The organism is Cellulosimicrobium cellulans (assembly GCF_007679345.1).
Lineage (GTDB): Bacteria > Actinomycetota > Actinomycetes > Actinomycetales > Cellulomonadaceae > Cellulomonas > Cellulomonas cellulans_A.
The window spans coordinates 240,527-258,130 of record NZ_VEGH01000001.1; the positions used below are offsets into that span (position 1 = coordinate 240,527).

Here is a 17,604-nt window from a genome sequence, read left to right on the forward strand (position 1 = left end):
GCTCGTCCGGCCCCGGCTCAACGCTAGCGTCACGAGCGCCGACCGGACACCGTCGTCGCGCAGCCACCGAGCGCCCCCAGCACCCCCGATGCCGGGACGGTCCCGTCCGGGTCGTCCTGCGCCGCCACCCAGCAGAACACCGACCACCACTGCGCGAGGTCCCGGTCCTCCACCTGCCCACGCCTGGCGACGGCCGACCGGAGCGCCGCGTCCTGACGAGCCTTCTCCGCCGCCGCCCGGTCCGCCCGGATCCGCGCCCGCGTCGCCGCGAACCCGACCACCGCCGCGAGCACCGCCGCGAGCGCCGCCGGCCCCGGGGACAGCAGGAACTCCGCCAGCCACTCGGCCGTGCCGAGCGCCGGCGCCGCCTGCGTCACCGCCGCTCCCGCCGCCATGGCGACCACGGTAGGGGCGCCCAATCCCCCGATCGCCGTCGTCCACAGGCCGGGTTCCGAGGTGCCACCCTGGACCCATGCCCGCGCCGCGCACCGACCTCCTCGATCCGTACTCCGGCCCCCTCCAGCCCGAGGGCGACTACGACCGCCTCCTGCTCGACGGCCTCGACCTGGTCGGTGCCGACGCGGAGAGCGCCCGGTTGATCGAGTGCCTGCTGCGGGCGTGCGACCTGGACGGGGCGGAGCTCGACCACGCGCACCTCGTGGACACCACGCTCGCAGAGTGCCGGGCGGGGATGCTGCGCGCGCGCTCCGGCACGTGGCGGGACGTCACGCTCCAGGGCTGCCGGCTCGGCGCGCTCGAGGCGTTCGGCGGCTCGTGGGACCGGGTGACGGTCGAGGGCGGCAAGATCGACTACCTCAACCTGCGCGACGCCCGGCTGCACGACGTGCGCCTCGTCGGCTGCACCATCGGCGACCTCGACCTCGCGGGCGCCCGCGCGGCGACGGTGCGGCTGGAGGACTGCCGGGTCGGCCGGCTCGACGTCACCCGGGCGCAGCTCAAGGACGTCGACCTGCGCGGCGCGGACCTCGCGGGCATCGACGGCACCGCCGGGCTGAAGGGTGCGACCATCAGCCCGGCGCAGCTGCTCGACCTGGCGGGCGCGCTGGCGGCGCACCTCGGGGTCACCGTGCGGTGATGCCGCGGGCGCCCGCCGGCACCCCGCGGGCCCGACCGACGCCGCGACCGCGGCCGCGGCTGCGCGGATCCGGGCCGCGTGCTCGCGGCCAGTGCACCACAGGGTCCCGGCTCGGAGGAACCCCGGAACCGGCGACGGGCGACCCGCCCCCTGCGCGGGCCGTCCGTCGCCGGGGCTCAGTCCTCGACGGCGGGGCCGCAGGCCGCGGCGGCAGTCGCCGCGATCGCGTCGATGCCGGTCACCGCCGGGCGCGGCCGGTTGTCGTCGGCGACCGTCCAGCAGCCGTCGACGACGTCGTACGCGGCGGCCGGGCCCTCGCCGACGTACGCGCGCAGTCCGGCGAGCAGGCGGTCGACCGTCTCGGTGGTCGTCCCGACGCCGACCGACGCGCGGATGGCGCCCCCGGTGACGCCGACCCGCGCCAGCAGCGGGTGCGCGCAGAACCGGCCGTCGCGCACGCCGATGCCGTGCTCCGCGGACAGGTAGGCCGCCACCAGCCCCGAGTCGTGGTCGCCGAGCGTGAACGCGACGACGCCGACGGGGTCCGCGGAGTCGGACCACAGCTGCAGGACCCGAGCGCCGGGGATGGTGGCGAGCCCCTCGACCAGCCGCTCCCGCAGCACCCGCTCGTGCTCGACGAGCGCGCCGGCGGGCAGGGCGGACAGCGCGTCGCACGCCTCGGCCAGCGCGACCGCGCCGAGCACGTTCGGCGACCCGCCCTCGTGCCGCGCGGGCGCCGGCTGCCACAGCGTCCGGTCGGTGCGGACGTCGCGGACCGCACCGCCCCCGGCCAGGTACGGCGTGCCGGCGTCGAGCCAGTCGCGCCGGCCGACCAGGGCGCCCGCCCCGAACGGCGCATAGGTCTTGTGGCCCGAGAACGCCACGTAGTCGACGCCGCTGTCCGCGAGCGAGAACGCCCGGTGCGGGACGAGCTGCGCGCCGTCGACCGCGACCCGCGCGCCCGCCTCTTGCGCGAGCGCCACGACCGAGGCGATGGGCAGCGCCTCACCCGTGACGTTCGACGCCCCGGTCAGCGTGACCAGCGCGTACGGCTGGCGGGCGAGCTCGTCGCGGAGCGCGGTCAGCGTCTCGGCGACCGTCGGGGCCGACGGCAGGATCGTCGCCGTGCGGCCCGAGCCGCGCACCGAGCGCACCCACGGCAGCAGGTTGGCGTGGTGCTCGACGTCCAGCACGAGCACCCGGCCGCCGTCCGGCACGCAGCCGGCCAGCAGATTGAGCGCGTCCGTGGTGTTCCGGGTGATGACCGCGACGTCGTCGGGGCGGGCGCCCACGAACCGGGCGACCGTGGCGCGGGACGCCTCGTACAGCGCCGTCGACACCTGGGACAGGTACCCCGCCCCGCGGTGCACGGAGGCGTACAGCGGTAGCACCTCGACGACCCGCGCGGCGACGGACTCGAGCGCCGGCGCGGACGCGGCGTAGTCGAGGTTGGCGTACGGCACGGACCGGCCGTCGACCAGCGGGACGCGCGTGTCCCCGCCGACGACGGGCAGCAGGGCGGTCTCGGCACACGAGGTGGTGACGGTGACGGACATGGGACTACCCCCGAGCGGATCGGTGGGGGCCCGGTCGCCGACCGGGCGACCCCGCGCTTGCCGGCCACCGGTCGGTGGACGGCCAGGTCGTCACCCGGGGCACCCCGCCGCGGTGGGAGGGTTGCCGGCCAGCGAGCCGGGGCTTCGCGCTGGCGCTCATGACCTCGTCCGAGGATGCGGCCCTGTGCGCGGAGGTGTCAATCGTGGTCCACGGTGCGACACGGGTTCACCCGGGCGCGGGAGGACGTCCATCCTGGTGCCGGCGATGGCGTAGCATCGCCGGCACCATCCAGAGCGGCCGAGAGATCTGGCTCGTCGACGCCGCAGCAACCCGCGGACCCCCACCGGGGCCGGCCGAGGGTGCTTCCGCCAGATCCGATGGAGGAGAGGCATGACCGACACCGACGACCGCCTGCGCTACCGCCTGCTGACCGGACCGGACGACCGCTCGTTCTGCGAGCGGGTCAGCGCCGCCCTGGCCGAGGGCTACGAGCTGCACGGCGGGCCCGCCGCCACCTTCGACGGGGAGCGCGTGATCGTCGCGCAGGCCGTCGTCCTGCCGGCCGCGACGGCCCCGGGCACCCCGGTGCGGCCGCTGTGACCGCGCCCTACGCGGGTGACCTGACCCCGCAGGAGGCCTGGGACCTGCTGCTGTCCGACGAGCGCGCCGTCCTCGTGGACGTCCGCACCGAGGGCGAGTGGCAGACGATCGGCGTGCCGGACACCGCCGACGCCGGGGAGGGCCGCACCGCCTTCGTCGAGTGGGTCGACGCGTTCGGCCGCCCGAACCCCGCGTTCCTCGACGGCCTCGCCGCGGCCGGCGTCACGGCGGACGACCCGCGGCCCGTGGTGTTCCTCTGCCGGTCCGGCGTGCGCTCGGTGGCGGCCGCCGTGACCGCGACCGCCGCGGGCCTCGGCCCGGCGTACAACATCCTGACCGGGTTCGAGGGCGACGTGGGCCCGGACGGCCGCCGCGGGCACCAGGGCTGGCGCGCCGCCGGCCTGCCGTGGCGGGAGGCGTGACCGGCCCGGCCGCGCCCGGACCGGCCGCGTGGCGGGACGACCGCCTCCCGCTGGAGCAGCTGCGCCCCGACACGCTCGCCGTGCGCGGCGGCTCGGTGCGCACCCCGTTCCAGGAGACGTCCGAGGCGCTGTTCCTCACCCAGGGCTACGTCTACTCCCGCGCGGCCGACGCCGAGGCGGCGTTCGCCGGAGAGGCCGACCGGTTCCTGTACTCGCGGTACGGCAACCCGACGGTGTCGACGTTCGAGGAGCGGCTCCGGCTGCTCGAGGGCGCCGAGGCCTGCTACGCCACGGCGTCCGGCATGTCGGCGGTGTTCACCGCGCTCGCCGCGCTCGTCCGGTCGGGCTCGCGGGTCGTCGCGGCGCGCGCGCTGTTCGGGTCGTCGGTGGTGATCTTCGACGAGATCCTCGCGAAGTGGGGCGTGCGCACCGACTACGTCGACGGCCACGTGCCCGCGCAGTGGGAGGAGGCCCTGTCGACCCCCGCGGACGTGGTGTTCTTCGAGACGCCGTCCAACCCGATGCAGGACCTGGTCGACATCGCCACGGTCAGCAGGCTCGCCCACGCCGCGGGCGCGGTCGTCGTCGTGGACAACGTGTTCGCGACGCCCGTGCTGTCCCGGCCGCTCGACTTCGGCGCCGACGTGGTCGTGTACTCGGCGACCAAGCACATCGACGGCCAGGGGCGGGTGCTCGGCGGGGCGATCCTCGGCACCGACGCGTTCGTGCACGGGCCGGTGCAGACGCTGATCAGGAACACGGGGCCCTCGCTGTCGGCGTTCAACGCGTGGGTGCTGCTCAAGGGGCTGGAGACGCTGTCGCTGCGGGTGCGGCACCAGACCGCGTCCGCGCTGGTGGTGGCCACCCGGCTCGAGGAGCACCCCGCGATCGCGCAGGTCCGGTACCCGTACCTGCCGTCACACCCGCAGCACGCGCTCGCGCTCGCGCAGCAGTCCGGCGGCGGGACGGTGGTGACGTTCGATCTGCGGGTGCCGGAGGGCTCGACGCCCGCCGAGGCCAAGGCGCTGACGTTCGGGGTCCTGGACGCGCTGCGGGTGGTCGACATCTCGAACAACCTCGGCGACGCGAAGTCGCTGGTCACCCACCCGGCGACGACGACGCACCGCAAGCTCGGCCCCGCCGGGCGGGCAGCGGTCGGCATCGCGGAGTCGACGGTGCGGCTGTCCGTCGGGCTGGAGGACGTCGACGACCTGGCCGACGACCTGGAGCAGGCCCTGGGGACGCTGGGCGGCTGATCGGTCCGGCCTGTCGACCCGGCGGCGGTCACGTCGCCGGGTCGTCCTCCCACGGGCTCGGCACCGGGGGCAGCGGGGTGATGCGGTCGCTCCGCCGCCACGCGGCGACGGCCGCCACCATGAGGGGAGCACCGGTCGCCGCCGCGGTCGCGAGCACCTTCGGGCCGAGCACGAGGTCGAACGGTGCGGCGCGCAGCGCCTGCGGCCACAGCGCGGTGCCGGTGGCGACCGCCGCCACCGTGATGGTGCCGATCGACACGGCCACGGCTCGGACCCGGGACCCGGGCGGCGGCAGCCGACGACCCACGGCCAGCACGCCGGCCCCGACCAGCAGCGCGACGGCGACGCTGAGCACCAGGACGGGTCCCAGGGTGAGCACGGTCCCGAAGGCGACGAGCACGAGCCAGTCCGCGAGGCCGGCGTGCCACCCGAGGACCTCGGCGGCGTTCACGACCGCGAGCCACAGCGGCAGCAGGACACCGAGCAGCGCCCAGTGCCGGAGCCTCGTCACGCGTCGAGGCTACGGGCGCGGCGCGGCCGTCAGAGGTCGTTCGCCCCGGCGATCACGAAACCGACACCGACCAGCACGAACATCCCCCCGCCGAGCCGCTGCAGGACCACGTGCTGGCGCCGGGTCGGCTCGCCGTGGCGCCGGTAGAGCGCGAACCGCGTGCGGTCGAAGCGGCCGAGCACGCCCGCCAGCCCGGCGACCGCCGCGACGACACCGATGACGACGAGCGGCCAGCCGTTCAGCATGCCGCCGAGACTGCCCGACCACCCGCACCCTCGCACGTCGGGCCGCGCTCCGGGGTCAGGGGTAGGTGCCCTCCCCGCCGGCGGGTCACCTCCGTGCGGGCTCAGGCGACCAGGGCGCGGAGCTCCGCCTCGACCCCGGCACCGCCGGCCAGCGGGTGCAGGACCACGCCGTCGACGCCCGCGCGCCGGGCCACCTCGCCGACCTCCGCCACCAGCCGGTCGGCCGTGGTGACCACGCGGGTGTCGGCCGGCGCCCACGACAGACCGGCGAGCGCGTCCAGGTACTCGAGGTGCGAGCGCTTGCGGCGGGCCGTGCGCTCGTCGCCCGCGAGGACGACCTCCAGGTCGAGCAGCACCCGGACCTCAGTGCGGTCCCGGCCGGCCTCGGCGAGCGCGTCGTCGACGAGCGCGGCGACCCGCGCCAGCGCCCCGACGGAGGGCACCGCGACGGAGAACCCGAGCCGGATGACGTCGGCGGTGCGGGCGGCGACGGCGATCGCCGACTCCGACCCCGGCCGGTGCTCGACGGTCCGCACGCCGTAGGCGGGCGCCCCCACGTGCACGACGACCGCCCGGTCGGCTCCGGTCGCAGGCGCGAGGGGCGCGACGGCGGGCCGCTCGATCGTGATCTCCACCGGATCGTCGCGCCACCCGCTGATCGACCGGGTGGCGGCGAGACGATCGGCGGGGGACGCGGGCACGGGCGAGGGGGGCACGGCCGAGGCAGGCGCGGGCGAGGTCGGCGCAGGCGCCGCGGACGCGACCGAGGCCGGCGCCGGCGGCACCGGTGCGAGACGGGCGGGGGCCGCACGGCGGGCGGCGGGGACGTGACGGGTGGCGACCGCGAGCGCGCGGTCCAGCACGGGCTGAGCCATGTCGGTGGTGTCCTCGGGGTGAGGCGGGTGCGCGACGAGGGCCGTCCGGCCGCGGGCGCGCGGGGTCGTCAGCTCAGCGACAACACACCCGGCTCAGGAACACGCGGGCAGCCTAGCCGCGCTCCGCCCGGCACGGCAGCACCGTGTCCACATCCCGGGCGCCGGTGACGCGCCCCGGCCGCGGCCCCGACCCGGCGGCCGCCGCCCGCCGACCCGGCGGCCGCCCGCGAGCGTGCACTCGACACGTCGAGCGAGTATCCGCCGACTACTCGCTCGACGCGTCGGATACTCGCCCGACGCCCGACGCCCGACGCCCGGCGCCCGACGGCCGCAGCCCGACGGCCGCAGCCGGCGGCGGGGCGCCGCGGGCGGGGACGCGGCAGCGCCCCGGACCCGTGACGGGTCCGGGGCGCTCGGCGCGCGGGTCAGGAGACGAGCGCGCGCATCACCGAGGTGAAGAACCGCAGGCCGTCCGTGCCCGAGCGCGGGCCGCGGGCGCCGTCCGGGCCGAAGCCCGCCTCGACGGCGTGCTCGGGGTGCGGCATGAGGCCGACGACGTTGCCGCGCGCGTTGCTGATGCCGGCGATCCCGCGCCGCGACCCGTTGGGGTTGACGTCCTCGTAGCGGAACACGACCCGGCCCTCGCCCTCGAGCTCGTCGAGGGTGTGCTCGTCGGCGACGTACTGGCCGTCCTGGTTCTTCAGCGGGATCGTGATGCGCTCGCCCTGCGCGTACTCGCTCGTCCAGGCGGTGTCGGCGCGCTCGACGGACAGCACCTGCTCGCGGCAGACGAAGTGCAGGTGGTCGTTCTTGATCATCGAGCCCGGGAGCAGGTGCGCCTCGGTGAGGACCTGGAAGCCGTTGCAGATGCCGAGCACGGGCATGCCCTTGCCGGCGGCCGCGACGACCTCGCCCATGACGGGCGCGAACCGGCTGATCGCCCCGGCGCGCAGGTAGTCGCCGTAGGAGAACCCGCCGGGCAGGACCACGGCGTCGACGCCGCGCAGGTCCGCGTCGGCGTGCCAGAGGGCGACGGGCTCGGCCCCGGCGAGGCGCACGGCGCGCGCGGCGTCGCGGTCGTCCAGGGTGCCCGGGAAGGTGACCACGCCGACCTTCGTCATCAGGCCAGGCCCTCCGACAGCACGGTGCCGGCGGCGTCGGCCTCGGAGTCGGCCACGCGGACCACGTCCTCGATCACCGGGTTCGACAGCACCTGGGTCGCGGCCTCGGCGGCGGCGGCCAGCACCTCGGGGGTGACCGGGCCGTCGACCTCGAGCTCGAACCGCTTGCCCTGGCGGACGGAGGTGAACTGGCCGAACCCGAGCCGCGGCAGCGCCCCGGCGACGGCCTTGCCCTGCGGGTCGAGGATCTCCGGCTTGGGCATCACATCGACGACGACTCGTCCCACGGGTGAGCTCCCTGGTTCGCGGCGGTGGGGATGGTCACAGCGTACCGACCCCGCGGGGCCCCTCCGCGCGCGCGTCCGTCAGGCGGCCCGGACCACCCCGACGTGCGCGTTCCCGCCGCCGGTCAGATAGGCCATGATCGCCGGGTTGTCCGAGGTGGCGAGGTCGGTGGAGTACCCGACGACCACCACGGCCCAGCCGCGGTCGAGCAGCGCGTCCAGCCACGCGTCGTCGTGCTCGGCCGCGAGCTCGACCTCGTCGCCGACCCAGAGCGTCGCCCAGCCGCCGGCCGCGGTCAGGGACGCCCGGTAGTCGTCGACCTCGCGCAGCGCCGCGTCGTCGGTGTCGGACAGGCCGAGCGCGGCGGCGTACCGCTCGAGCCGCGGCACCACGCCCGGCTCGCGGCGGGTGGGGTGCACGACCCAGCACGCGACCGGGCGCCCGTCGCGGGGGTGGTACCCGAGCGCGGTGCGGCAGCCGATGCCGTGGGGGGCGAGGACATGCAGGTCAGGGCGCATATGTGCCGCGACGCTACGACCCGGTACGGTCCGCTTCCTGGGACGTCTGGGTGCTACCACCCACGCCCCGTTGGACGGACCACCCGATCGGTCGACGCCGCCCGGGTGGGTGGGTGTCACCCCCGACCGCGTGACCCGTCCGGCCACCACCGGCCCTCGTCAGAACCCCCGGTGCGTCCACCGCCCGCCGAGCAGCGTCCCCGCGACCGGCATCACGCGCAGCGGCGCCCCCGCGGACAACGGGTCCGCGTCGAGCACCGCGAGGTCGGCCGGAGCCCCCACCGCGAGCGTCAGCGGCTGCCCGTCCACCGAGGACCGCAGCGCGGTGAGCAGGTCGAGCCGCTGCTCGGGGTGCCACGGCTCGCGCCCGTCGCGGGCCCGCTCGACGGCCGCGGAGATCGCGACCCACGGGTCGAGCGGCGCCACCGGGGCGTCCGAGCCGAGCACCAGCTCGACGCCCGCGGCGGCGAGCGACGCCAGGGCGAAGGCGCGATCGGTGCGGCCGGCCCAGTGCCGGTCGGCGACGTCGCGGTCGTCCATCGCGTGCTCGGGCTGCACCGACGCCACCACCCCGAGCGAGGCGAACCGCGCCACGTCGGCGTCGGTGAGCAGCTGGGCGTGCTCGACGGACCCGCGCGCGCCGGAGGCCGCGAACGCGTCCAGGGCCAGGGTGTTCGCGTGGTCGCCGATCGCGTGGATCGCGCAGGTCAGGCCCTTGCGGGTGGCGTGCGCCATGAGCGGCACCAGGTGCTCGGGCGGCACGGACAGCACGCCGTGCGCGTCGGCGCCGGACAGACCGGGGTACGGGTCGTGGCAGAACGCGGTGCGGGTGTTGAGGGACCCGTCCGTCACCACCTTGAGCGGGCCCTGCTGGAGCAGCCCGCCGGTGCCGACGACCACGTCACCGGACCGGAGCTCCTCGGCCAGCACCCGGTCCAGGTACGGCTCCCACACGCCCGCGCGGACCCGGAGCGCGTCGTTGCCCGCGGCGATCCGGCGGCGCCACGGCGTGAGGTTCTCGGTGATCTCGAGCTCGACCACGCCCACGACGCCGCGCGCGGCGGCCGCCCGGGACGCCTCGGCCACCCAGTCGTCGGCGACGTCGTCCGGCACGTGGTCGACGACGCTGGTCAGCGGCAGCCACTCGGCCTCGCGCAGCAGCCCGGTCGCGTGTCCGGACACGCCCGCGTACCGCAGGCCGGCGGTGCTGAACCAGGCGCAGTGCAGGTCCCCGGACACCAGGATCACCGGCACGTCGCCGACCGCGGCGTCCAGCAGGTCCGCCGTCGGGGCGTCCGGCCACAGGCCGTCGCGGAACCCGTAGCCGACCAGCGCGGCGCCCGGGGTGAGCGGCCGGGCGGCGAGCCGGTCCAGCACGATCCGGATCGCGTGCGCCGCGGAGGTCGCGGCCGAGACGTCGAGCCGCTGCCGGGCGAGCGCCCACTGGGTCATGTGGGTGTGCGCGTCCCAGAGGCCGGGCATGACGGTGCGACCGCCGAGGTCGACCTGCTCGATGCCCGCGCCGGCGCCGCGCGCGAGGTCCGGCCCGACGGCGTGCACCCGGCCGTCGCGCAGCAGCACGTCGACGGTGCGGGCGGCGCCCACCAGGCGGGCGTGGGTCAGGACGAGCGGTGCGGTGCTCACGGCGGTGCGTCTCCGTTCGGGAAGGGGCCGGCGGCGGCGCCGGCCCGCGGTCATGCGCGGGTCAATCGCGCGTCAGGTCCAGTCCGGGCGGCGGTCGAGCTCGGCCCGCATCTCGGCCGCGAGCGCCGGCTCGGCGTAGTGCGGGTCGGTCCCGAGGTGCTCGACGACCCGCTCGGCGACGGCGCGCGGCTTGTCCTGGCTGAGCTTGGCCTTGCCCTGCCAGCGCGTCACCGACATCCGGAACCCGACGGCACCGGGTGCGATCCGGCGCGCGTAGCCCTCGACGTCGGGCATCCGGACCGGCTCGGGCATCGGCGCCTCGTACCGGTCGACGGTCGCGGCCATGACGGCGTACGAGTCCTCCGCGTCGAGCAGCTCGAGCGTGCCGTACAGGTGCACGGCGAGGTAGTTCCAGGTCGGCACCGCCGGTGCGTAGCCGTACCAGCCGGGCGACACGTAGCCGTACGGACCCTCGACGATCAGCAGGTGCTCCCGGCCGGAGCCGATCTGGTGCAGCACCTCGTCGGGCCGGCCCAGGTGGCTGAGCACGGTGAGCGGGGCCGCCGGCACGGTGAACCGGTCGGGCAGGCCGTGCGCGTCCCGGGCCGGCCGCGCCGCGGGGGCCGCCTCCGGAGCCGCTGCCAGACCCGCCGCCGCGTCCGCGACCCCGCCCGACGGCAGCGCCACGTCCTCGGCCAGCAGGACCGGCACGTGCGACGCGACCGGCCCGTCGTCGGTCACCGAGACGAGCGTCGCCCACCCGTGCCGGCGCACCAGGTCACGTACGCGTCCCTCGTCGGTCAGCACGTAGTCGGTCGTGTGGATCACGCGGCCCATCGAACCACCACGCACCCCGCGGGCGGCACCCTCGCCCTGTGTCACGCACGTAAAACTTTCATTGCCTACTGAACTCTCAGCATCCCGGCTATTGACTCCACCACGGGGTGCCGGGGTTGACTGTCCGGCACCGCCGCCGGGCACGGACCCGGCCCCCGGCCCGCGCCGTCCCACCCCCGACGCCGCGCGACCGGCCACCCGGCAGAGCCGCCGACCCCGCTCCCCGTGCACTCCCCCGCCCCGGCGGCCCCGGCCGCCGCTCCCCCTGCAGTGGAGGACCCATGAGAACGACCCGGATCCGGCTCGCGGCCGGTGCCGCCGTGCTGGCGCTCGCCCTGGCCGCCTGCTCCGGCGGCGGTGGCGACGACTCCGCCGACACCAGCGCGACGGGCTCGGGCGGCGGCGCGATCCGCGTCGCCGTGACCGACCCGATCCAGCTGATCCCCGGCCGGCAGTCGATCGCCTTCGACTTCAACATGGCCGTCTGGGCCCCGCTGACCTGGATCGACGACGCCGGCGAGCTCACGTACGTCGCCGCCGACTCCGTCGAGTCGGAGGACGGCACCACCTGGACGATCACGCTGAAGGACGGCTGGACCTTCCACGACGGGACGCCGGTGACGGCGCAGTCGTACGTGGACGCGTGGAACGCGGTGGCCTACGGCCCCAACGCGTGGGAGAACTCCGGCCAGCTCGCGAACATCGTGGGCTACGCCGACCTCAACCCCGCCGAGGGCGAGCCGACGACCACCGAGATGTCCGGCCTGGCCGTCGTCGACGACACGACCTTCACCGTCACGCTGACCGGCCCCGACGGCCAGTTCCCGATGCAGCTCAGCCAGGCGCAGACGGCGTTCTACCCGATGCCCGAGTCCGCGTTCGACGACTTCGACGCGTACAACGTGCACCCGGTCGGCAACGGCCCGTTCGAGGTCGAGACGGACTACGCCGAGAACGAGGAGATGACCGTCACGGCGTACGCCGACTAACAGGGCCCCGCCCCGACGGTCGACGCGATCACGTTCGTGCCGTACACCGACACCACCACCGCCTACACCGACGTCCAGGCCGGCAACATCGACGTCGCGGGCGTCCCGGTGGCGCGCCAGACGCAGGCCTCGGCCGACTTCGGCGACCGGCTCTACACCTTCGAGGCGGCCGGCATCTCCTACCTCGGCCTGCCGCTGTGGGACGCGCGCTACTCGGACGTCCGGGTGCGCCAGGCGATCTCGATGGCGATCGACCGGGACACCATCAACGACGTCATCTACGGCGGCCTGTTCACCCCGGCGACCGCGCTGACCCCGGCCGTCGAGGCCGGCACGCCCGAGGGCATCTGCGCGGAGTACTGCGAGTACGACCCCGAGGGCGCGAAGGCGCTGCTCGAGGAGGCCGGTGGGTTCGACGGCACGATCGACATCTACTTCCCGGGCGGCTCCGGCCTGGACGAGCTGTACACGGCCATCGCCAACCAGCTCCGGCAGAACCTGGGCGTGGACGCCGTCGCGACCCCGAGCACCGACTGGGCGGAGTTCGCCGACAAGCGGACCGCGGGCGACATCGCCGGGCCGTTCTTCTCCCGCTGGGGCGCGCTGTACCCGAGCCAGCAGAACACCCTCCGGGCGTTCTACGTCGAGGGCGGCGGCTGCCCGAACTGCATCCCGTACTACGAGCCCGAGGTGACCGACCTGATCGCGGCCGCCGACGCCGAGGTGGACGCGGACGCCGCGGCCGAGGCCTACGCGGCCGTGCAGGAGCGGATCCTCGAGGACTTCCCGGCCCCGCCGCTGTTCTTCGAGACCTACTCCTACGTGGTGTCCGACCGGGTGGCCGAGCTGCCCACGTCGGCGGTCGGCAACCCGACGTACACCCAGGTCGTCCTCGCCGAGGGCGCATGAGCCAGGGCACCCTCCCGGTGGGCTCGCTCGAGGACGTCCTCGAGCGGGCCCGCCGGGTCCCCCCGATGTCCGGCTTCCCCCCGGTGGACGAGCTGCTGGCCTGGTTCGGCACCCTCGCGGCCGACCACCCGCGGCTGGTCACCGAGCGGCGGATCGGCACCTCGCGCCTGGGCGAGCCGATCCCGATGTTCACCGTCGGCTCCGGCCCGCGGTCGCACCTGCTGTTCGCCGGCGTGCACCCGAACGAGCCGATCGGCTTCCGGACGCTCCAGCACCTCGCTGCCGAGCTGGTCGCCGACCCCGACCTGCTCGCGCGGTCCGGCGCCACCTGGCACCTCGTCCCGTGCATCGACCCGGACGGCACCCGGCTCAACGAGTCCTGGTTCGCGGACCCGTCGGACCGCACCGCGTACTCCCGGCGGTTCTACCGGCCCGCGCCGTCCGAGCAGGTCGAGTGGACGTTCCCGTTCGCCTACAAGGACGCGTACTTCGACGACGTCATCCCCGAGACCCAGGCCCTGATGCGCGTGATCGACGACGTGCGGCCGGAGCTCATGGTCAGCCTGCACAACGCGGAGCTCGGCGGCGTCTACTACTACCTGTCCGAGGAGGTGCCGGGGGCCGTCGACGCGCTGCACGCCGTCCCCCGCACGCTCGGCCTGCCGCTCGACGTCGGCGAGCCCGAGTCGCCGTCGATCCGGTCGATCGCGCCCGCGATGTTCCACATGTCCAGCACCCGCGAGGAGTACGACTACCTCGAGTCGCTGGGCCTGGCCGCGGCGACGATGGTCGGCGGCGAGTCGTCCAGCGCGTACGCGCGCCGGCACGGCACGGTGTCGCTGGTCGCGGAGCTGCCGTACTGGTCGCACCCGCTGGCCGACGACACCACCCCGACCCCGGCGGACTACGCCGACGTGGTGCGGGCCAAGGGCGAGGAGCTGGTCGACCTCGGCGCGACCCTCACGCGGCTGCTCGACGACGCCCGGCCCGACCTCACCCTGCGCTCGCCGTTCCTGCGGGCGAGCGAGGCGTTCGTGCCGATGATGGGCGAGGGCGGCCGCGCCGAGCTGCTGCGCGCCGAGCGCCCGGAGCTGCGCCGCGCCGCCACCGCGGCCGAGGTGTTCAGCAACGAGGACGTGGTGCGGTGCTTCCGGCTGCGGTTCGGGGGCATGCTGCTGCGGGCGCTCGACGCGGAGGTGCACGCCGGGATCGCCACGGCGCGGGTCCGGCGGGTCACCGACCGGGCGCGGGAGGTCTACGACGGCTGGGTGGCCGAGGCGGACTCGCTCACCGGCCTCACCGTGCTGCCGGTCGAGCGGCTGGTCGGCGTGCAGTACGGCGCCACGCTGGCGATGTCGCAGGTGCTGGCGGCGCGGACCGCGGGCGGCGCGTCGTGAGCCGGTACGCCGTGCGCCGCGCGGTCGAGCTCCTGGTCGTGTTCCTCGGCGTCACGCTGGTCATCTACCTCATGGTGTTCGCGCTGCCCGGCGACCCGATCCGGTCGCTCGGCGGGGACCGGCCGCTGCCGGACAACGTCGTGGCCGAGCTGCGGTCCCGGTACCACCTGGACGAGCCGGTGCTCCAGCAGTACGCCCGCTACCTCGGCGGGCTGTTCACCGGCGACCTCGGCACCAACTTCAGCGGGCAGTCCGTCGCCGGCCGCATGGAGTCCCGGTGGCCCGTCACGATCACCCTCGCGCTGACCGCGTGGGGCATCGAGGTCGTCCTCGGCGTGCTGCTCGGCCTGTTCGCGGGCCTGCGCCGCGGCCGCGCGGGCGACCGGTTCGTCCTGGCCGGCACGATCCTCGCGACCAGCATCCCGGTGTTCGTCGTCGCGGTGACCGCGCAGCTCGTGCTCGGCGTCCGGCTCGGCTGGTTCCCCGTCGCGGGGACGAGCGACGGCTGGCCGACCTCGTACCTGCTGCCCGCGGCCGTCATCGCCGTGTTCGGCCTCGCGTCGGTCACCCGGCTCATGCGCGGCTCGGTCGTCGACACGCTGCAGTCCGACTTCGTCCGGACGCTGCGGGCCAAGGGCCTGCGGGAGCGGCAGGTGGTCGGCGTGCACGTGATGCGGAACTCGGCGATCCCGGTGCTGACCTTCCTGGCCATCGACCTCGGCTTCCTGCTCGGCGGCACCGTCGTCGTGGAGGGCGTGTTCAACCTGCCGGGCGTCGGCCAGCTGCTGTTCCAGGCGATCCGCGCGCACGAGGGGCCGACCGTCGTCGGCGTCTCCACCGCCCTGATCATCATCTTCCTGCTGACGAACCTGGTCGTGGACCTGCTGTCGTCGGTGCTCGACCCGAGGATCCGCCATGAGTGACACCCTCACCGCGACCGCGGCCACCGAGGTCGACGCGGACGTGCCCGCCGCGCCGCGCGGCGTCTGGCGCACGCTGCGGCGCCGCCCGCTGTTCTGGCTCTGCGCCGGGGTGCTCGGCGTGCTGCTGCTGATCGCGGTCGCGCCGTCCTGGTTCGCCGGCTGGTTCGGCCAGCCCGACCCGCGGGCCTGCGACCTGTCCGACAGCGCGCTGCGCCCGGGCGGCGAGCACGTGTTCGGCACCGACGTGCAGGGCTGCGACGTGTACGCCAACGTCATCTACGGCACCCAGGCGTCGCTGACGGTCGGCGTGCTCGCGACCGCCGTGGCCCTGCTGGTCGCCCTGGTGGTCGGCACCGCCGCGGGGTTCTACGGCGGGATCGCCGACCGGCTGATCGCCCGGCTGACCGACGTCTTCCTCGGCTTCCCGTTCCTGCTCGGGGCAGTCGTCGTCCTGACGTCGATCGGCACCCGGTCCGCCGTCACGGTCGCCCTGGTGCTCGCGCTGTTCTCCTGGCCGACCATGGCACGGCTGGTCCGTGGCTCGGTCCGCGCCGTCCGGGACGCCCCGTACGTGGAGGCCGCGAAGGCGATGGGCCTGCGCGACCGCCGGATCATCGCCCGCTACGTGCTGCCCAACTCGATCGGCCCGGTGCTCGCCGTGGCCACCACCATGGTCGGCGGGGTCATCGTCTCCGAGTCGACGCTGACCTTCCTCGGCCTGGGCCTGCGCGCGCCGTCGATCTCCTGGGGCCTGCAGCTGTCCAGCGCGCAGACCTACTTCCAGACGTCCCCGCACATGCTGCTGTTCCCGAGCATCTTCCTGACCGTGACCGTCCTCGCGATGATCACCCTCGGCGACGTCCTGCGGGACGTCCTCGACCCGAAGGGCCGCGGCTGACGCCGCGCCGCCCGCACCTCGCACCACCCCGCACCGCCCGCACCGAGCACCGTCCCGCACCGTCCCGAGAGGCCCACCGCATGTCCGACACGACCGCCACCCTCCGCGCCGCCGCCCCCTACCTGGCGTCGTGGGTCGACCTCCAGGGCGCGTTCCGCCGCGCCGTCGGCGTCCAGGTGGCGATCCGGTCCGGCGACGACCTGGTGCTCGACCACGCCTGGGGCACCGCCGACGTCGCCACGGGCGAGCCGCTGCGCACCGACCACCTGTTCCGGATCGCCTCGCACTCCAAGTCGTTCACGGCGACCGCGGTGATGCGGCTCGTCGAGGCGGGCCGGCTCCGGCTGGACGACACCGTCGGGACGCACGTCGCCGGGCTGGCGGGGTCCCCGCTCGGGTCCCGCACCGTCCGCGAGCTGCTCGGCCACCAGGCCGGCGTGATCCGCGACGGCGAGCGGGGCGACTTCTGGCAGCTCGACGGGCCGTTCCCGGACGAGCCGACCCTGCTGGCCGAGCTGCTCGACGCCGGGGAGGTGTACGGGGCGAACGAGCACTTCAAGTACTCCAACTACGGGTACGGGATCGTCGGCCTGGTCGTGGAGTCCGTGACCGGCGAGCCGTTCCGCGACCACCTGCGCGCCGCGGTGCTCGACCCGCTCGGCATGGCCGACACCGGCGCCGAGTACGACGAGGCGCTGGCCGACCGGTACGCCGCCGGGCACACCGCCCTGCTCGACGCCGACGACCGCCGGGAGACCATCGAGCACGTCGACACCCGCGCGCTCGCCGCCGCCACCGGCTTCTACTCCACCGCCCGGGACATGACCGCGTTCGGCGCCGCGCACTTCTCCGGCGACGAGTCCCTGCTCTCCGACGCGGGCAAGCGGCTGCTGCACCGGCAGGAGTCGGTGGTGAAGGTGCACGGCAAGGAGGTCGGGCGGTACGGCATCGGCCTCGACCTGCACACCATCGGCGACCGCGAGGTCGTCGGGCACTCCGGCGGGTACCCGGGCCACATCACCCGCACGTACATCGACCCGGAGCAGCGGCTCGTCGTCAGCGTCCTCACCAACGCGATCGACGGCCCCGCGGACGCGATCGCGGTCGGCCTCATCAAGCTGATCGACCTCGCGCTGAACCCGCCTGCGGATGCGCCCGAGCCCGCCGCGGACGCCCGGCCGCTCGCCGAGTACACCGGGCGGTTCGGCGCCCTGTGGGGGATCACCGACATCGCCGAGCTCGGCGGCCGGCTCCTGCTGCTGCACCCCGCCGCGCCGGACCCGGTGGCCGCGTACGACGAGCTGCACGTCCGCGGCCGCGACGTGCTCGGCACCACCCGGCAGCCGGGCTTCGGGTCGGCCGGCGAGGACGTGGTCGTGGAGCGCACGGCGGACGGCGCGATCGCCGCGGTGCGCAACGGCATGACCTCCTGGCCCCTCGAGGAGTTCCGCCGCCGGCGCACCGGCATGACCCGCCGCCGGGACGTCGGTGCGCCGGTCCCGGCGTCCCTAGGCTGACCGG

The 17,604-nt window shown here is 75.4% G+C and carries 18 protein-coding genes, 1 pseudogene and 2 riboswitches; of the genes and pseudogenes, 9 read left to right on the forward strand and 10 right to left on the reverse strand.

The window, feature by feature from the left end; genetic code table 11:
- Positions 1–29: 29 nt before the first annotated feature.
- Positions 30–395, reverse strand: a complete 366-nt coding sequence (locus FS882_RS01145) for a hypothetical protein (RefSeq protein WP_158369951.1) — start codon at positions 393–395, stop codon at positions 30–32.
- A 77-nt stretch (positions 396–472) separates the two neighbouring features.
- Here FS882_RS01145 and FS882_RS01150 point away from each other — a divergent pair, with 77 nt between their 5' ends.
- The gene (locus tag FS882_RS01150; RefSeq protein WP_158369953.1) at positions 473–1,096 is read left to right on the forward strand and encodes a pentapeptide repeat-containing protein; all 624 of its coding nucleotides are present in this window, start codon (positions 473–475) and stop codon (positions 1,094–1,096) included.
- Between the two features lie 176 nt (positions 1,097–1,272).
- Here FS882_RS01150 and FS882_RS01155 read toward each other — a convergent pair whose 3' ends face one another.
- Positions 1,273–2,652 carry an aminotransferase class V-fold PLP-dependent enzyme gene (locus FS882_RS01155; RefSeq protein WP_158369954.1) on the reverse strand — a complete coding sequence of 460 codons (1,380 nt, stop codon included), beginning with the start codon at positions 2,650–2,652 and terminating at the stop codon, positions 1,273–1,275.
- Between the two features lie 48 nt (positions 2,653–2,700).
- Positions 2,701–2,816, reverse strand: a riboswitch (SAM riboswitch).
- 118 nt (positions 2,817–2,934) lie between these two features.
- Positions 2,935–3,037, forward strand: a riboswitch (SAM riboswitch).
- 6 nt (positions 3,038–3,043) lie between these two features.
- Between FS882_RS01155 and FS882_RS01160 the strand changes: the two genes are divergently transcribed.
- From FS882_RS01160 to FS882_RS01170, 3 genes are read left to right on the forward strand one after another with little or no spacing between them, the layout of a single operon-like run.
- Positions 3,044–3,253, forward strand: coding sequence for a DUF1737 domain-containing protein (locus FS882_RS01160; protein WP_158369955.1), 210 nt, complete (start codon positions 3,044–3,046; stop codon positions 3,251–3,253).
- A complete protein-coding gene (locus tag FS882_RS01165) occupies positions 3,250–3,675 on the forward strand; it encodes a rhodanese-like domain-containing protein (RefSeq protein ID WP_158369957.1) in 426 nt (141 codons plus the stop codon). The genes FS882_RS01160 and FS882_RS01165 overlap by 4 nt, the downstream gene beginning before the upstream one ends.
- Positions 3,672–4,931: an O-succinylhomoserine sulfhydrylase gene (locus FS882_RS01170; RefSeq protein ID WP_158369959.1), complete on the forward strand. Its 1,260-nt coding sequence runs from the start codon at positions 3,672–3,674 to the stop codon at positions 4,929–4,931. Before FS882_RS01165 ends, FS882_RS01170 begins: the two co-directional genes overlap by 4 nt.
- A gap of 28 nt (positions 4,932–4,959) precedes the next feature.
- Here FS882_RS01170 and FS882_RS01175 read toward each other — a convergent pair whose 3' ends face one another.
- The 8 genes from FS882_RS01175 to FS882_RS01210 form a co-directional block, all read right to left on the reverse strand.
- Complete coding sequence (locus FS882_RS01175) at positions 4,960–5,442, reverse strand: hypothetical protein (protein ID WP_158369961.1); 483 nt, start codon at positions 5,440–5,442, stop codon at positions 4,960–4,962.
- 29 nt (positions 5,443–5,471) lie between these two features.
- Positions 5,472–5,687, reverse strand: coding sequence for a hypothetical protein (locus tag FS882_RS01180; protein WP_158369963.1), 216 nt, complete (start codon positions 5,685–5,687; stop codon positions 5,472–5,474).
- Between the two features lie 101 nt (positions 5,688–5,788).
- Entirely contained in the window at positions 5,789–6,322 is a 534-nt protein-coding gene (locus tag FS882_RS01185) for an LLM class flavin-dependent oxidoreductase (protein ID WP_158369965.1), read from the reverse strand.
- A gap of 665 nt (positions 6,323–6,987) precedes the next feature.
- A complete protein-coding gene (gene purQ / locus FS882_RS01190) occupies positions 6,988–7,683 on the reverse strand; it encodes a phosphoribosylformylglycinamidine synthase subunit PurQ (RefSeq protein WP_158369967.1) in 696 nt (231 codons plus the stop codon).
- A complete protein-coding gene (gene purS, locus FS882_RS01195) occupies positions 7,683–7,970 on the reverse strand; it encodes a phosphoribosylformylglycinamidine synthase subunit PurS (RefSeq protein ID WP_154729127.1) in 288 nt (95 codons plus the stop codon). Before purS ends, purQ begins: the two co-directional genes overlap by 1 nt.
- Positions 7,971–8,048: 78 nt before the next feature.
- Positions 8,049–8,486 (reverse strand): hypothetical protein, encoded by a 438-nt coding sequence (locus FS882_RS01200; protein WP_158369969.1) that lies wholly within the window; start codon positions 8,484–8,486, stop codon positions 8,049–8,051.
- 159 nt (positions 8,487–8,645) lie between these two features.
- On the reverse strand, positions 8,646–10,130 hold the full coding sequence (locus FS882_RS01205; RefSeq protein WP_262347987.1) for an amidohydrolase: 1,485 nt from the start codon (positions 10,128–10,130) through the stop codon (positions 8,646–8,648).
- Between the two features lie 72 nt (positions 10,131–10,202).
- Positions 10,203–10,958: an FMN-binding negative transcriptional regulator gene (locus FS882_RS01210; protein ID WP_187365062.1), complete on the reverse strand. Its 756-nt coding sequence runs from the start codon at positions 10,956–10,958 to the stop codon at positions 10,203–10,205.
- A gap of 485 nt (positions 10,959–11,443) precedes the next feature.
- On the opposite strand from FS882_RS01210, the pseudogene FS882_RS01215 reads away from it, so the two are divergent.
- The 5 genes and pseudogenes from FS882_RS01215 (at position 11,444) to FS882_RS01235 (ending at position 17,600) form a co-directional block, all read left to right on the forward strand.
- Positions 11,444–12,865: pseudogene (locus FS882_RS01215) on the forward strand (ABC transporter substrate-binding protein).
- On the forward strand, positions 12,862–14,262 hold the full coding sequence (locus tag FS882_RS01220; RefSeq protein WP_158369975.1) for a M14 family zinc carboxypeptidase: 1,401 nt from the start codon (positions 12,862–12,864) through the stop codon (positions 14,260–14,262). The pseudogene FS882_RS01215 and the gene FS882_RS01220 overlap by 4 nt, the downstream one beginning before the upstream one ends.
- Positions 14,259–15,185 carry an ABC transporter permease gene (locus FS882_RS01225; RefSeq protein ID WP_158369977.1) on the forward strand — a complete coding sequence of 309 codons (927 nt, stop codon included), beginning with the start codon at positions 14,259–14,261 and terminating at the stop codon, positions 15,183–15,185. Before FS882_RS01220 ends, FS882_RS01225 begins: the two co-directional genes overlap by 4 nt.
- Positions 15,178–16,083: an ABC transporter permease gene (locus FS882_RS01230; protein WP_158369979.1), complete on the forward strand. Its 906-nt coding sequence runs from the start codon at positions 15,178–15,180 to the stop codon at positions 16,081–16,083. The genes FS882_RS01225 and FS882_RS01230 overlap by 8 nt, the downstream gene beginning before the upstream one ends.
- 80 nt (positions 16,084–16,163) lie before the next feature.
- Complete coding sequence (locus FS882_RS01235) at positions 16,164–17,600, forward strand: serine hydrolase domain-containing protein (RefSeq protein WP_158369981.1); 1,437 nt, start codon at positions 16,164–16,166, stop codon at positions 17,598–17,600.
- Positions 17,601–17,604: the final 4 nt, after the last annotated feature.

Bases quoted from the DNA above. Each gene is read 5' to 3' on its own strand.
- FS882_RS01160 (WP_158369955.1), top strand. From the start codon at position 3,044: ATGACCGACACCGACGACCGCCTGCGCTACCGCCTGCTGACCGGACCG.
- FS882_RS01155 (WP_158369954.1), bottom strand. From the start codon at position 2,652: ATGTCCGTCACCGTCACCACCTCGTGTGCCGAGACCGCCCTGCTGCCC.
- FS882_RS01200 (WP_158369969.1), bottom strand. From the start codon at position 8,486: ATGCGCCCTGACCTGCATGTCCTCGCCCCCCACGGCATCGGCTGCCGC.
- FS882_RS01180 (WP_158369963.1), bottom strand. From the start codon at position 5,687: ATGCTGAACGGCTGGCCGCTCGTCGTCATCGGTGTCGTCGCGGCGGTC.
- FS882_RS01230 (WP_158369979.1), top strand. From the start codon at position 15,178: ATGAGTGACACCCTCACCGCGACCGCGGCCACCGAGGTCGACGCGGAC.
- FS882_RS01145 (WP_158369951.1), bottom strand. From the start codon at position 395: ATGGCGGCGGGAGCGGCGGTGACGCAGGCGGCGCCGGCGCTCGGCACG.
- FS882_RS01235 (WP_158369981.1), top strand. From the start codon at position 16,164: ATGTCCGACACGACCGCCACCCTCCGCGCCGCCGCCCCCTACCTGGCG.
- purQ (WP_158369967.1), bottom strand. From the start codon at position 7,683: ATGACGAAGGTCGGCGTGGTCACCTTCCCGGGCACCCTGGACGACCGC.
- FS882_RS01150 (WP_158369953.1), top strand. From the start codon at position 473: ATGCCCGCGCCGCGCACCGACCTCCTCGATCCGTACTCCGGCCCCCTC.
- FS882_RS01220 (WP_158369975.1), top strand. From the start codon at position 12,862: ATGAGCCAGGGCACCCTCCCGGTGGGCTCGCTCGAGGACGTCCTCGAG.